The following is a 12,458-nucleotide window of genomic DNA, read 5'->3' as shown; positions in this document are numbered from 1 at the left end:
TGCCGGAGGTGCATTCGGATATTCCGGCACAGCTTCCACTTTTAGCCATTTTACGAGTAGCGACTGACGACCGGAGCTTATCGGGCAATCCTAGGTACGGCCGGTTGATTTGCGTCAACTCGGCGGACCCGAGGTGGTGGTGTGGGCCGGCGATCAAAAATTTGATGGCAGGGGCCGGACCGGAGACGTTCTGACCTAGATCAATCGACCCAGACCCGGCGCTGGTACCGTGCCAAAATTGCAATTTCGGAGACACGCGATGGCCATCAAGGACGTTCTGCTCACCTTGACCAGCTATCCCGAACCGACACCGGTTTCAGTCATCGACCGCGCCGTGTCGCTGATCTCACCATTTGCCGCGCACATCGCGGCAATCTGTTGTGAAGTCCATGTGCAGATACCCGGGACTTTCCTGTCCGGGGTCGGCAATGTCGGATCAATCGTGGCCAGCGAGGCTCACAAGAGCAGGAAAAATGCGCAGGACCTGCTGGCGACGTTTGAAGCGGCCTCCACGAAATCAGGGCTGCTGCACGAGATCATTCTCGAGCGTTGCCTGACGTCCGAGGTCCCGGACCTCCTGGTAGACTATGCTCGGCTGCGTGATCTCACCATCGTGCCGGTGCCGGAATCCTACGACCAATGGTACGCTGAAGCGATCATCTTCGGTTCGGGAAGACCGACGCTGGTGCTGCCGGAGGCCACCGCCTCAAAGGAGGCCGAGCTTAATAGAGTGATCGTTGCGTGGGATTTCAGCCGCGCGGCAGCACGTGCCGTCTCCGATGCGATCCCGATCCTGGAGAAGGCGCGAGAGGTGTTTATTCTCACGGTGACCAATGAGAAGGCGATTTCGAGCCGGCGCTCGTCGTCCGAACTTGCGAAGAATCTCTCGCGTCATGGCATCGATGTGGTCGTCGAGGAGGTCGACGCCGCAGGACGGGCCATCGGCGATGTCCTCGCGTCTCAGATAGCTTCCCGCAGGGCGGATCTGCTCGTCATGGGGGCGTATGGTCATAGCCGCTTACGAGAGTTCATATTGGGAGGCGCGACCCGCAGCATTCTCACGAGGCCGCCAATCCCCGTGCTGTTGTCGCACTGAACCGATCAGTGATTGGCCAAGCTACTGAAGGGTGTCTTTCCTGAACGTCCCAGCGGCCTGGACAGCCCGACGTCCGGCGAAGTTCCTCTCCGTCTTGGCGAACGGAGATCGGAGGGGCGCGTCGAGAGCAGTGGCGGCCCGTCGACAGCCTCATCGCGGAGATGGACAAGGCCGCTCCGTCACCGGATGCGCGGCCCCGACGAAACTCGAAATTGACGTGCGTCAACCGACCGCCCCCGGAACCAGTCAAACTCGTCTGGCCACAACCGTCAGGAGCTTGCCATGCGCGCATTGACTCTCGCCGCCGCGCTACTCGTCTCGGCCGTCGGGTATTCTGCCTGGGCCCAATCGGACGCCGAGCACCAAGGTCACCATCCCGATCAGAAGGAGCAACAGAAGCAGCCTGAGCCCAAGGCGGCTCCGCCCGACAAGGCCGGCTCTCAGCGCATGCCGGGTGCGGGAATGATGGGCGGCGGCACGATGGACATGATGGGCGCCAACATGCCGATGTCGGACATGATGCGGATGATGGGCATGATGCGGCAGTCCGGCGGCGACGGAATGGGCGGCATGGAGACCATCGATCGCGTCGAGGGCCGGATCGCTTTTCTCCGGACCGAGCTCAAGATCACCGAAGCGCAGACCTCCGCCTGGAACGCGTTCGCCGACGCTTTGCGGACCAATGCCAAGACGCTCGGAGGGATGCGCGGTTCGATGATGATGCCGCAACAGGGCACCGGATCACCGGACCTCGTCGAGAAGCTGTCGCTCCAGGAAAAATGGCTCGCGGCGCGCCTCGATGGCACCCGTGCGATGAAGTCGGCGCTCTCCAACCTGGCCGGAACGTTTTCCGAGGAGCAGAAAAAGACCGCGGACGAACTGCTCGCGCCGCACATGGGCATGATGCCGATGATATCGGCAATGCGGGGCGGCGCTACGACGGGCATGGGGATGCCGACCGGCAAGTCGCCGAAGTAGCCTCGGTCGGGAAGGCCGAAGGGTGGCTTCGCCGTTCCTCATTCGCCGGCCGAGCAGGTAGGTCCTTGGCGCCATCTGGCGTCGGCTTGGATTCGAGTTCGGCGATCAGTCGGTTCATCTCGCCGATCTCCCGGACCTGGGCTTCGATGATTCCGTCCGCGAGATTGCGCACCCTCGGATCCTTGATGTGGGCCCGTTCGCTCGTCATGACGGCGATCGAGTGGTGCGGAATCATGGCCTCCATGTAGGAGACGTCACCCACCGTCTCCTGGCTCCGCACCAGGCACAGCGACCCGGCGAACGCGACGGCCGCCGCCAGCACGATGGCCGCGTTCGTCCTCGACTTCTTGTACATGCTCCACATGAAGCCCGAGCATGATGACGGCCATCACGGCTCCCATCATGGTTGATCTGCCTCAATAATGACGGCAGCGGCAGCGCTAAGCTTCCATCAGCCGTAGGAGCGTGCCGATGTCGGTGCAGGACCATTCCGGATATCGAGAGCGCCATCAGGAGGGCATGTCTACCAAGGCCAAAGGCGGCTTGGTCCTGATAGGTTTCCTGGTTATCGCCGGCGCGCTTCTGTTCACCGAGCATAGGGCTCATGTGCTCGGACTCCTGGTCTGGCTGCCGCTCATCGCCTGTCCGCTGATGCACTTCTTCATGCACGGGGGACACGGGCACCATCACGGCGGGGGCCGGCCGAACGATTCAAGGAGCGCGTGATGCACGACACGGCGGCTGCCTACGGCCTGTGGAGCCTCGTCATCGTCAATTCGGCGGTGTTCATCCTCTTCGCCTACAGCTTCTTCAAGCCGCAGACATCCCGCGACTGGCGCTCGTTCGGGGCTTTTAGCGCCTTTCTGGTCGCGCTGTTCGTCGAAATGTACGGCTTCCCGCTCACCATCTACTTCCTTTCCGGCTGGCTGCAATCGCACTATCCCAACGTCGACTGGTTCGCGCATGACGCGGGCCACCTGCTTGAGATGATGTTCGGCTGGAAGACCAATCCCCACGCCGGACCGTTCCACATCCTGAGCTTCATCTTCATCGGCGCAGGCTTCGTCCTGATCTCCGCCGCGTGGAGGGTGCTGTACGATGCGCAGCAGACCCGCAGCCTTGCGACCACAGGCCCCTACAGCTGGCACCCGCAGTACGTCGGCTTCATCCTGGTGATGTTTGGTCTCCTGTTGCAGTGGCCGACGATTCTCACGCTGGCGATGTTCCCGGTGCTGACGATCATGTACGTCAAGTTGGCGCGTGACGAGGAGCGCGAGGCCCTGACCGAGTTCGGCGAGGCCTACGCGAGGTATGCGGCCGAAGTCCCTGCGTTCATTGCTCATCCAAGCCGGCTGTTCGGACAGGGCTCTTCGGGCGGCTATCGTCACGGCTGACTTTCGCTGGAGATGCCGTCGAACGGCCGTGGCTCGAAAGGACGTCGATGAGCGAGCTCGTTTTCACGGCAAAGCAGCTAACCAAGACCTATGTCTCTGGCGAGGTGACGGTCCATGCTCTCAATGAAGTCGATCTTGAAATCGCCGAGAAGGAAGTGGTCGTGCTACTCGGGCCGTCCGGCAGCGGCAAGACAACGCTGCTCAACATCATGGGCGGTCTCGACCGACCGACGAGCGGCAGGCTGTTCTTCCGCGACGTGGACCTGACGGACCTCGGGGACCGCGAGCTCACGAAGTACCGCCGCGACCACGTCGGCTTCGTCTTCCAATTCTACAATCTGGTGCCGAGCCTTACCGCCTACGAGAACGTCGCGCTGGTCACCGAAGTCGCCAAGAACCCGATGCGGCCCCCCGACGCGCTCGCGCTGGTCGGACTCGAAGAGCGAATGCACCACTTTCCCGCACAGCTATCCGGCGGCGAGCAGCAGCGCGTCGCCATCGCCCGCGCGATCGCGAAGCGCCCGGCGGTGCTGCTCTGCGACGAGCCGACCGGGGCCTTGGACTCGAAGACGGGCATTCGCGTCATCGAGGCGCTGCTCGGGGTCAACCGCCAGCTCGGCACGACCACCGTGATCATCACGCACAATGCCAGCATCCAGGATGTCGCCGACAGGGTGCTGTTCTTCGCCGACGGCCGGATCGCCCGCGTCCGGACGAACGAGGTCCGCCGGGAAGCGGCCGAACTCGTCTGGTGATGTCATGAGAGCGCTCGACATCAAGCTGTTTCGGGACGTCAGACGGCTCTGGGCGCAGGTCCTCGCCGTCGCGCTGGTCGTCGGCGGCGGGGTTGCGACGCTGGTGCTCGCCGTCGGATCGCATCGCTCCTTGGAAGAGACACGGATCGCGTACTACGAACGTTACGGCTTCGGCGATGTGTTCGCCCAGGCGAAGCGGGCACCCAAGGCGCTCGCCGACAGGATAGGCGAGATTCCGGGCGTCGCCGCCGTCGACACGCGCATCGCCAAGCAGGCGTTGCTCGACATCCCCGGCTTCTCCGAGCCCGCGAGCGGGCACTTCGTTTCGCTGCCCGACAATGGCGAGCCGCATCTCAATCGGCTCTACATCCGTTCCGGGCGGCTTCCGGAGCCGGGACGGTCCGAGGAGGTCGTCGTCAACGAGCCGTTCGCCCGCGCTCACGGCTTCTCGGAAGGGGCGCGGTTCTCGGCCATCCTGAACGGCAAAAAGCGCGAGCTCGTCATCGTCGGCACCGCGCTGTCACCCGAGTTCGTCTACACGGTCGGACCGGGCGACCTGATGCCGGATGATCGCCGCTACGCGATCGTCTGGATGTCGGAGAAGGCGCTCGCCGGCGTCTGCGATCTCGACGGTGCCTTCTCGGCGGTGTCGGTCAAGCTGCAGCCGGGCGCCTCCGAGCGCGAGGTGATCTCGCGCCTCGACGCCCTGCTCGACCCCTATGGCGGGCAGGCGGCCCATGGCCGGAAGGACCAGACCTCGCACGCCTGGCTCGATCATGAGCTCGACATGCTCAACAACATGAGCCGCACGCTGCCGCCGATATTCCTCCTGGTCGCCGCCTTCCTGGTCAATCTCACCCTGACCCGGCTGGTCGCGCTCGAGCGCGAGCAGATCGGGCTCCTGAAGGCGCTGGGTTACGCCGACAGGACCATCGTGCTGCACTACTTCAAGTTCGTGGCGCTGATCGTCGTGATGGGAGTCATCCTGGGCGGTGTCGCCGGCACGTGGCTGGGCTTGCGCGTCACGGCGCTGTTCGGCGACTTCTTCCACTTCCCGTTCCTGGTGTTCGCGAAGGCGCCGGACCTGTTCGTCACCGCCGGCGCGCTCAGCGCGGCCGCCGCCGCGATCGGCGCGCTGCGGGCGCTGCGCGAGGTGGTCAAGCTGCCGCCCGCCGTCGCGATGCAACCGCCGGCTCCTCCGGTGTACCGACGGCTGCTCCCGGCGAGCATCCAGCTCGACCAGGTCGTGTCGCAGCCGACGCTGATGATGATCCGCAACATCGCGCGCCATCCGGTCCGCGCGGCCTTCACGGCGCTTGGGATAGCGCTTGCGACCGCGATCCTGGTCGTCTCGCTGTTCACGCGCGACACCATGGAGCAACTGATCGACGTGACCTACTTCCTCGCCGACCGGCAGGACGCGACCATCGGCTTCGCCGAGAAGCGGATCGAGAACGTCGTGCAGCAGGTGAATCGCCTGCCGGGCGTGCTGACGGCCGAGCCGTTCCGTGAGGTGCCCGTCCGGATCCGCCATGGCAACGTCGAACGCAGGATCACCATCAGCGGCCGGCCCTCCGATGCCGATCTGAGGCGCATCATCGATGCCGATCTTCGGCCGGTCGCGCTCCCCGGGACAGGCCTCGCCATCTCCGCCATGCTCGGGCACATCCTCGGGGTGGGGGCCGGGGACACGGTCGAGGTCGACCTGCTGGAGGGCGCCCGTCGCACGGTGAGCATGCCGATTGTGGCGACCGTCGAGGACTATTTCGGCATTAGGGGGATGATGGATATCGAGGCGCTCGGCAAGTTGATGCGCGAGGCCCCCGTCGTGACCAGCGTGAACCTTAGTCTCGACGAGAACCGCAAGGAAGACTTCTACGCGGCGGTGAAGTCCATGCCGACGGTCGGAGGCGTGGCGCTGCAGCGCGTTTCTCTGGCGAACTTCCGCAAGACAGTCGCGCTCCTCGTCACGACGATGGCGAGCATCTACACCGGGCTTGCCGCCGTGATCGCGTTCGGCGTCGTCTACAACAACGCCCGCATCTCGCTGTCCGAACGGGCGCGGGAATTGGCCAGCCTTCGCGTGCTCGGCTTCACGCGCGGCGAGGTGCTGCGCATCCTGCTGCTCGAGCTCGCGATCCTGACCCTGATTGCGCAGCCGCCCGGCTGGCTGATGGGGTATGGCCTAGCTTGGGTGATGAAGACGAACCTCGCCGGCGAACTGATGCGCGTCCGCCTCGTCGTCGAACACTCGACCTACGTGGTCGCCACATCCGTCGTGATGCTGGCAGCCATCGCCTCCGCCACCGTTATCCGCCGACGCATCGACAACCTGGACCTCGTCGCGGTCCTCAAGACGCGAGACTAGCCATGCCGACACAGTGGACCAAACGCATCATCGGCGCTGCGGCACTGGCTGCGATCGCAGGAGGACTGGCGTGGTTCGCCTGGCCCCGGCCCGTTCTGGTGGACCTCGCGACTGTCGCGAAGGGGCCCATCGAAGTCACGGCGGACGACGACGGCAAGACCCACGTCCGCCACGTCTACACCGTCTCGGCGCCGATCGCCGGAAAAGTGCTGAGGATTTCGCATCCGCTCGGCGAACAGGGCCCTTCGCTTCACGTCGGCGACGAGGTCGTAGCCAACCAGACCGTCGTCGCCCTGATGCAGCCGGCGCTGCCGGGATTCATCGACGTGCGCTCGCGCGACCAGCTTCAGGCCGAGGTGCTGGCCGCGGACGCTGCGATCCAGCAGCAGGAAGCCGAGGTGCAGCGGATCCAGGCTGCCCTGGACTTCTCCAAGACCGAGTTTCAACGGGCGCAGGCGCTGTTGCGGACGCAGTCCACCTCGGCGCAGGCCTTCGATAAGGCGAAGTTCGAGGTGGCGACGAGCGAGGCCAATTTGGCGAGCGCCAAGGCCCAGGTCGAGATGCGCCGCGCGGTGCGGACCAGCCTGGCTGCTCGATTGATGGACCCGGCCAACGCGGCGCCCTCTGCGGAGCCGACCTGCTGCATACGGGTGCTGGCGCCGGCGAGCGGACGCGTGTTGGCGATTCTTCAGGACAGTGAGGCGACGGTCCTGCCCGGGACGCGCCTCGTCGACATCGGCAACCCGCTCGATCTCGAGGTCGTGGCGGACCTGCTCTCGACCGATGCGGTTCAGATCAAGGTCGGCGCTCCCGTCCGGATCGACGGTTGGGGCGGACAGACCATCAAGGGGAAGGTGGTTCGCGTGGATCCGGCGGGCTTCCTGAAGGTCTCGGCGCTAGGCATCGAGGAACAGCGGGTACGTGTGACCATCGACTTCAGTGACCCGCCGCAGGCGTGGTCGCAACTGGGACACGACTACCGTGTGGTCGTCCACGTGACCACTTGGAGCGCTCAGGGCGTCGTGGCTGTGCCGGTAAGCGCCCTATTCCGACAGGGTGATCAGTGGGCCGTTTTTGCCGATGAGAACGGCCGTGCGCGGGCCAAGCCAGTTCAGATTGGTCACCGCAACAATCGGTTCGCCGAGGTGATGTCTGGATTGACTGAGGGGGATCAGGTCGTCGTACATCCGAGCGACCGAATTGCCGACGGAAGCAGGATTGCGCAGCGAGGCGTACCATAAGTAGACGTGCCTCAGACCTTCAAATTGCAGTAGCATGCAGCGATATAGCGTTCCTCGGCGCCATCGTGCACGCAGAACGCCGCATCCGGTCCAGTGGCCGTCGCTGTTCGCACCACTATGCCGAGCGCGTCCACTCCTGCAGCCATTCGCCGAGAGAGCGATCTTGAGACTGGTCTGGCTGCGCTCGCTTTTGGCGACCTGAACGAGCGGTGGCTCTGCGGCAGCACCTGCTCCGCGCACAGTTAGTCGTGCGGATCGTGCCGATCGCATTCCGGGCATCGACCGTCCTCGGCGGTGCCGAGCTGACGGCCGAACTCTTCCCTGAGAGCGTCCGATGGCCAGCCCTCGCCGTCGCTCCTAACGATTCGTTTGGCGCGTTCGAAGGCATGGCTCTCGGCGGCATCGTCACCCACGCGGATGACCACCTCCTCGTGGAAAGGGCAGACCATCGTGGCCCGGGTGGTCTCGAGTGCATAACGCACGACGGCGGCGAGGTCGTCTGTGTGAAGGTTGGCGGACATCATATGGCTCTCCTGCTCGAGTGCCCCCGAACACGCCTTGATCGGTCGGCAGACGGGCCTAGCCTGCGACAGCCCGCTGCCCCGGCTTGAATGGGCCGGACGCAAATCAGCCCCGGCTTCCAGAAGGAGCGCCGAGGCCGATTTCCACTTTCCGTTCAGTTCAGGGCTTCGGCGATCCAACCGGCGACCTTAGTGCTACCGAACGGGCCGGCGGAGCTGCTCTAGGAGCCGACCCATGGTCGCGGTCGAGGACCCAAGGAGTCCGAGGCTCGGCAACCGTAACGGCACCGGCGCGCGCGAATGCCATTCGGTGCAATTTTAGTATAGGCTCGAGCCGGCGGTTAGCCTTGACCTGCCTCAAGCCACGATGAGGACGGCAGAACCGCGCAAACAAGATCGTCCTTGCGTTGCCGGCGGACAGAAACACGACCTGTGCTACCAAGCCGAAAGAGGGAACGCCTTGCAAATAGCTCCTTCTGGAGCTCGGTCGCGAGGTCCCTGATCAACTCAACGCGCAGCATACCTCAAGCCTCCGATGCGTTTCGGCTTTTCTTACTTGAGTGAGCGGATGTATTCGGCCAAATCCGATGTTTCTGATCGCTGGAGCGACAGGCTTGGCATATTGGGGTGCGGCTTGAGCAGCAGGAACGCGAGTTGGTTTTGATCGAACTCGGGCGTTCGCGCGATTTGGCTGAATGGCGGCGCATGGTCGATGGCATTCGTCTGGCCGGGCTCGACGACATGACAGTTTGAGCACCAGCGTTTTGCGATGTCCTTGCCGCGTTGTGGATCGGCCACCGCGGATTGCGCCAGAATCGCGAACGCGAGAAATACGAAGAAGGAGGATTTGAGTGCTTCGGACATGGTAGGTCTTTTACGTTTCGGCTAGATGGCTTATCAGCCCTTGTGCATTTGGTCGGCGTATTCGCTATTGGGAACCTTATGGCCAGAGAAAACGCGGCTACTTTCGTTCGGCTTCAGCCTCTTGCTCCAGCCGACGAATATGTGCGCGTAGCGCATCGAACCGCTCTTCGGCAACATCGCTGAACAGCGGATCCTTAAGACCGGTTTCCGCCGAGGCGATCTCGGTCCAATCCTGTGGCTTGAGTGCACTAAGCGCAGCGGGAAAGAAATCGCGATCTTCCATCATCACGTGACGGCGCTCGTGCGCGATAAAATCGCGAACGATGATATCCACATTTTCACGAAGGATTTCCCGATCTGCGAGTACGCTATCGACCGCCCGAGCGACGCGACGTAAGAGCTGGGCCCCTTTCTGGTGTTCGCGAGCCAGATCGCCGACCTTCGCAGCAGCAGCTGGATCGCGTGTTTTTAGCTTGGCGAAGACTCGGTCTTCCTGGGGATGGTGATACACTTCCGGGTAGACTTCGAAATAGCTAATCACCGCGCGAATGACCTCGTAGTCGGGACGTTCTCCGCGGTCGAACACCTCGAGTTCCCGCTCGAGGATGGCGAGCAGCGTCTCGATATTGCGATGCTCTTGGGATAGGCGTTCAATGATCATGGCAACACTCCACTGAGTGAACCGTTTTTAAGAATGATCCTCTGGCCTATATCTGCTTTGCGACAGATCAAAACTGGTCAGATTTAGCATGCAGCCACGCGCTCAAATGAGCTTCGCCCGGGCAGGCTCGGCGACCAGCCGCACGCCATTAGGGGACCGTAGACGAAGGCGGGTTCGATTGTTTCGGATTAGGTGCTTCCTGAATAGAACTCATGTGGTCGAGGACTGCGCCCACATCAGCTACCGGAGAACGGACAAATCGTTGATCTAGATCATTTCGCCATACTGCCAACATCGCATGCTGCGCACCGGACACGAGGGAGGTTCCATATGGCACCGGTCTCAGCACTACATAACGAAAAATGCCCTCGCTGTGGTTCCGGGTTAGTGCACCTCGAGTGGCGCGAACGCATTGATGCTCAGGAAGCCCAAGAGCTCTGGCGCTGCTGGAATTGTAAAAGCGAATTTGTCACCGCTGTCGAGTCGGACGGGACGGATTCGTCAGCCGCCGACATCGCCAAACCATTCTTTACGAACCTGCTTGTCTGATAAAATAGGCCCGGGCCTATCCACAAGGATGCTTTCGTGCCTCATCCATTTCAAGCGCTGCCATGAAGTTGCGGACTCTGATGATCGCCGCGATTGCTGCGATGCTCCCGCTATTCAATGCGGGAGCACAGGTGAACCTGCCCTCTGGCAGCACGTCAACCCAGCGATCCGACCTTATGATCGCGCTACAATTCCAACATATCAAATTATGGTTTGCCGGAAAGCTCAGCAACTGGGACTTGGCGAATTACGAGCTTCGACAGATCCAGGAAAATTTGCAGAAGGCAACGCCAACGTCCTCCGAAAGCGTGCGATCGTCTCAAACGACCGAACAGCTGCAAGCTCTGGATCACGCGATCCAACAGAGGGATGCTACGGCTTTTGCCAAGGCTTACTCGGATCTCACGAACGGATGCAATGCCTGCCACCGCGCCAGCGGATTCGGTTCGATCACCATTCAGGTGCCGGCCAACTCGCCGTTCAGCGATCAACTGTTCGTGGATCAGATTGCGGAGGGGCGCGCGCTCGCTCGCGGGACCTGCGGCCTCTGTCACGTCATCTCGGATTCTTCAAGGGAGACGCCGGCTTTTCGTTTCCCCGCGCCAAGCTTCAGCGAAATTGCCAGTCGGCCATCTTTTTCAGCCAACGATCTCCGACAGCTATTGACGTCAAACCACCGTCGCGTAGGCCCGAACCAGGCTATGCTCAAGCCAAAGCTCGTCGAATACCAGATTGACGCGATCGTGGCGTTCTTCGAGACCTTGCAAGCCGACCGGGCTCGCTAAGACCTCAGCTTACTGTCACGGTTGGGGCCGATCAGCGTTCTAGTCCTGGGTCTTTAGGCTAAGGATATAATTCGCGAGAGCTTCGGCCTGATCAGGCGCGATGACCAGGTTTGGCATGCTTTGGTGGCTGGTCTTCAGGAACACTTTCAGCGAAAGAGCCGTCGTTCCATGCCTGTTTGCGATTGCCGCGAAGCCCGGTGCCTGATCTGATATCCTCGCCGTGTGCGGTTCGATTGCATGGCACGGCTTGCACCATGCTTCCGCAAGGCGACGTCCTTGCAACGCCCTATCTGCAGCAAGTTTAGCTGCATCAGCTTTGTGCACGCGGACGAGAAACAACGCTGCCAGTGCGATCAGGATCGCGAGACTAATATCGGCTCGTATGCTGCGGAACATGTTTTGTCTCAACTGGCGGTCGGGCACTCAAAGCAACATCGCGCGAGCCCCTGCAGGCCCCCTCATCGCCAAAACCGCCTGCCGATCGGCTGTTCCGGCGAACGCGGGCGAAATGCGGAGCGCACCGCGCCTTGGCGGCGGCCGCGGCTCCTTAGCACGCGATCAGGTCGGTATGTCCAAATCCCTCTGAGTAGTCGAGCAGGGAGACGATCGTCGGTGTCACTCGGAAGACGCAGACATCCGAAGTCTTCGGCATGGGGAGATCAAGGCCCTTTTGGTTCGGATATCGCGAGATCAGGAGCCGCAAGGCTTTTTCGAATTCGGTGGGATCCGTTACGAGCTTCGCGCGTGCCGCCATCGATAGACCCGCGATGTCCATCACCTGGGCGGGATCGTCGTCCACCGTTAGCGAGACCCGATCGTCCCTCGCCAGGTTGGCTGCCTTCTGGCTGTCCGCTCCACAAAGGAAATAGATGACGAGCCCGTCGTTGGCGTAGCCGACAGTGGTAACCTGGGGCCAGCCGTCAGGTCGTAACGTCGCGATCCTCGTGGTTCGGTGCTGATCCAGAAGCCGAAGGATTTTCCGCCTGAACGCTTCGTCCATTGGACGCCTCCGATTTTAATCAGTTTAGCCCCGTCGCAGCGGGCACGTTTTGAGGCAGGTCAAGTGTGGAGGAACGGCCGCCAAGCCTGGGCGCAGTCGGCGTGCCCATACGCCCGGGGCAATCGCGCCAATCGCTTTCGGCAGGCGCGGTGCCATTTGGCGGTCATACTTGTCGCTATAGCGAGCCCGATCACCACCCTGGCTCACCCTTTGAGCTGCATCAAGCTGGCTTTCAAAGGCGGCGAC

General features: G+C 62.3%; 13 protein-coding genes and 1 pseudogene. 8 read left to right on the top strand and 6 right to left on the bottom strand.

Going from position 1 to position 12,458, the window contains the following annotated elements:
* Positions 1–259: 259 nt before the first annotated feature.
* Together XI03_RS36070 and XI03_RS36065 are read left to right on the top strand one after the other, a co-directional pair.
* Positions 260–1,096, top strand: coding sequence for a universal stress protein (locus XI03_RS36070; RefSeq protein ID WP_271594758.1), 837 nt, complete (start codon positions 260–262; stop codon positions 1,094–1,096).
* A 282-nt stretch (positions 1,097–1,378) separates the two neighbouring features.
* The gene (locus tag XI03_RS36065; protein WP_271594757.1) at positions 1,379–2,074 is read left to right on the top strand and encodes a Spy/CpxP family protein refolding chaperone; all 696 of its coding nucleotides are present in this window, start codon (positions 1,379–1,381) and stop codon (positions 2,072–2,074) included.
* 52 nt (positions 2,075–2,126) lie between these two features.
* Here XI03_RS36065 and XI03_RS36060 read toward each other — a convergent pair.
* Positions 2,127–2,478, bottom strand: a pseudogene (locus XI03_RS36060) (DUF305 domain-containing protein); the annotation flags it as partial.
* Positions 2,479–2,545: 67 nt separating this feature from the next.
* Between XI03_RS36060 and XI03_RS36055 the strand changes: the two are divergent.
* Genes XI03_RS36055 through XI03_RS36035 form a run of 5 tightly spaced genes read left to right on the top strand, consistent with a single transcriptional unit; the run spans position 2,546 to position 7,832 of the window.
* Positions 2,546–2,800: a DUF2933 domain-containing protein gene (locus XI03_RS36055; protein WP_271594756.1), complete on the top strand. Its 255-nt coding sequence runs from the start codon at positions 2,546–2,548 to the stop codon at positions 2,798–2,800.
* On the top strand, positions 2,800–3,468 hold the full coding sequence (locus XI03_RS36050) for a methyltransferase family protein (protein WP_271594755.1): 669 nt from the start codon (positions 2,800–2,802) through the stop codon (positions 3,466–3,468). Before XI03_RS36055 ends, XI03_RS36050 begins: the two co-directional genes overlap by 1 nt.
* Positions 3,469–3,515: 47 nt before the next feature.
* A complete protein-coding gene (locus XI03_RS36045) occupies positions 3,516–4,223 on the top strand; it encodes an ABC transporter ATP-binding protein (RefSeq protein WP_271594754.1) in 708 nt (235 codons plus the stop codon).
* Positions 4,224–4,227: 4 nt separating this feature from the next.
* On the top strand, positions 4,228–6,591 hold the full coding sequence (locus XI03_RS36040) for an ABC transporter permease (RefSeq protein ID WP_271594753.1): 2,364 nt from the start codon (positions 4,228–4,230) through the stop codon (positions 6,589–6,591).
* Between the two features lie 2 nt (positions 6,592–6,593).
* Positions 6,594–7,832 carry an efflux RND transporter periplasmic adaptor subunit gene (locus XI03_RS36035; RefSeq protein WP_271594752.1) on the top strand — a complete coding sequence of 413 codons (1,239 nt, stop codon included), beginning with the start codon at positions 6,594–6,596 and terminating at the stop codon, positions 7,830–7,832.
* Positions 7,833–8,074: 242 nt separating this feature from the next.
* On the opposite strand, the gene XI03_RS36030 is transcribed toward XI03_RS36035, so the two are convergent.
* From XI03_RS36030 to XI03_RS36020, 3 genes are all read right to left on the bottom strand, one after another.
* A complete protein-coding gene (locus XI03_RS36030) occupies positions 8,075–8,356 on the bottom strand; it encodes a hypothetical protein (RefSeq protein ID WP_249150690.1) in 282 nt (93 codons plus the stop codon).
* 549 nt (positions 8,357–8,905) lie between these two features.
* A complete protein-coding gene (locus XI03_RS36025; protein ID WP_271594751.1) occupies positions 8,906–9,217 on the bottom strand; it encodes a c-type cytochrome in 312 nt (103 codons plus the stop codon).
* A gap of 97 nt (positions 9,218–9,314) precedes the next feature.
* Positions 9,315–9,878, bottom strand: a complete 564-nt coding sequence (locus tag XI03_RS36020; RefSeq protein WP_212504543.1) for a hemerythrin domain-containing protein — start codon at positions 9,876–9,878, stop codon at positions 9,315–9,317.
* Positions 9,879–10,507: 629 nt separating this feature from the next.
* Here XI03_RS36020 and XI03_RS36015 point away from each other — a divergent pair.
* A complete protein-coding gene (locus XI03_RS36015; RefSeq protein WP_271594750.1) occupies positions 10,508–11,212 on the top strand; it encodes a hypothetical protein in 705 nt (234 codons plus the stop codon).
* A gap of 39 nt (positions 11,213–11,251) precedes the next feature.
* Here the strand turns inward: XI03_RS36015 and XI03_RS36010 are convergent, their stop codons facing one another.
* Both XI03_RS36010 and XI03_RS36005 read right to left on the bottom strand, forming a co-directional pair.
* On the bottom strand, positions 11,252–11,608 hold the full coding sequence (locus XI03_RS36010; protein WP_271594749.1) for a cytochrome c: 357 nt from the start codon (positions 11,606–11,608) through the stop codon (positions 11,252–11,254).
* 151 nt (positions 11,609–11,759) lie between these two features.
* Complete coding sequence (locus tag XI03_RS36005) at positions 11,760–12,212, bottom strand: pyridoxamine 5'-phosphate oxidase family protein (protein WP_212504540.1); 453 nt, start codon at positions 12,210–12,212, stop codon at positions 11,760–11,762.
* Between the last annotated feature and the right edge of the window lie 246 nt (positions 12,213–12,458).

The sequence above is a fragment of the Bradyrhizobium sp. CCBAU 65884 genome (assembly GCF_028128835.1).
GTDB lineage: Bacteria > Pseudomonadota > Alphaproteobacteria > Rhizobiales > Xanthobacteraceae > Bradyrhizobium > Bradyrhizobium ottawaense.
The sequence above is the reverse complement of the archived record's forward strand: the minus strand, read 5'-3'. Positions and strand labels throughout refer to the sequence as shown.

Excerpts from the sequence above, each read along its gene's own strand:
- XI03_RS36045 (WP_271594754.1), top strand. The coding sequence starts at position 3,516 with ATGAGCGAGCTCGTTTTCACGGCAAAGCAGCTAACCAAGACCTATGTC.
- XI03_RS36015 (WP_271594750.1), top strand. The coding sequence starts at position 10,508 with ATGATCGCCGCGATTGCTGCGATGCTCCCGCTATTCAATGCGGGAGCA.
- XI03_RS36050 (WP_271594755.1), top strand. The coding sequence starts at position 2,800 with ATGCACGACACGGCGGCTGCCTACGGCCTGTGGAGCCTCGTCATCGTC.
- XI03_RS36005 (WP_212504540.1), bottom strand. The coding sequence starts at position 12,212 with ATGGACGAAGCGTTCAGGCGGAAAATCCTTCGGCTTCTGGATCAGCAC.
- XI03_RS36020 (WP_212504543.1), bottom strand. The coding sequence starts at position 9,878 with ATGATCATTGAACGCCTATCCCAAGAGCATCGCAATATCGAGACGCTG.
- XI03_RS36025 (WP_271594751.1), bottom strand. The coding sequence starts at position 9,217 with ATGTCCGAAGCACTCAAATCCTCCTTCTTCGTATTTCTCGCGTTCGCG.
- XI03_RS36040 (WP_271594753.1), top strand. The coding sequence starts at position 4,228 with ATGAGAGCGCTCGACATCAAGCTGTTTCGGGACGTCAGACGGCTCTGG.
- XI03_RS36030 (WP_249150690.1), bottom strand. The coding sequence starts at position 8,356 with ATGATGTCCGCCAACCTTCACACAGACGACCTCGCCGCCGTCGTGCGT.
- XI03_RS36055 (WP_271594756.1), top strand. The coding sequence starts at position 2,546 with ATGTCGGTGCAGGACCATTCCGGATATCGAGAGCGCCATCAGGAGGGC.
- XI03_RS36070 (WP_271594758.1), top strand. The coding sequence starts at position 260 with ATGGCCATCAAGGACGTTCTGCTCACCTTGACCAGCTATCCCGAACCG.
- XI03_RS36065 (WP_271594757.1), top strand. The coding sequence starts at position 1,379 with ATGCGCGCATTGACTCTCGCCGCCGCGCTACTCGTCTCGGCCGTCGGG.
- XI03_RS36010 (WP_271594749.1), bottom strand. The coding sequence starts at position 11,608 with ATGTTCCGCAGCATACGAGCCGATATTAGTCTCGCGATCCTGATCGCA.
- XI03_RS36035 (WP_271594752.1), top strand. The coding sequence starts at position 6,594 with ATGCCGACACAGTGGACCAAACGCATCATCGGCGCTGCGGCACTGGCT.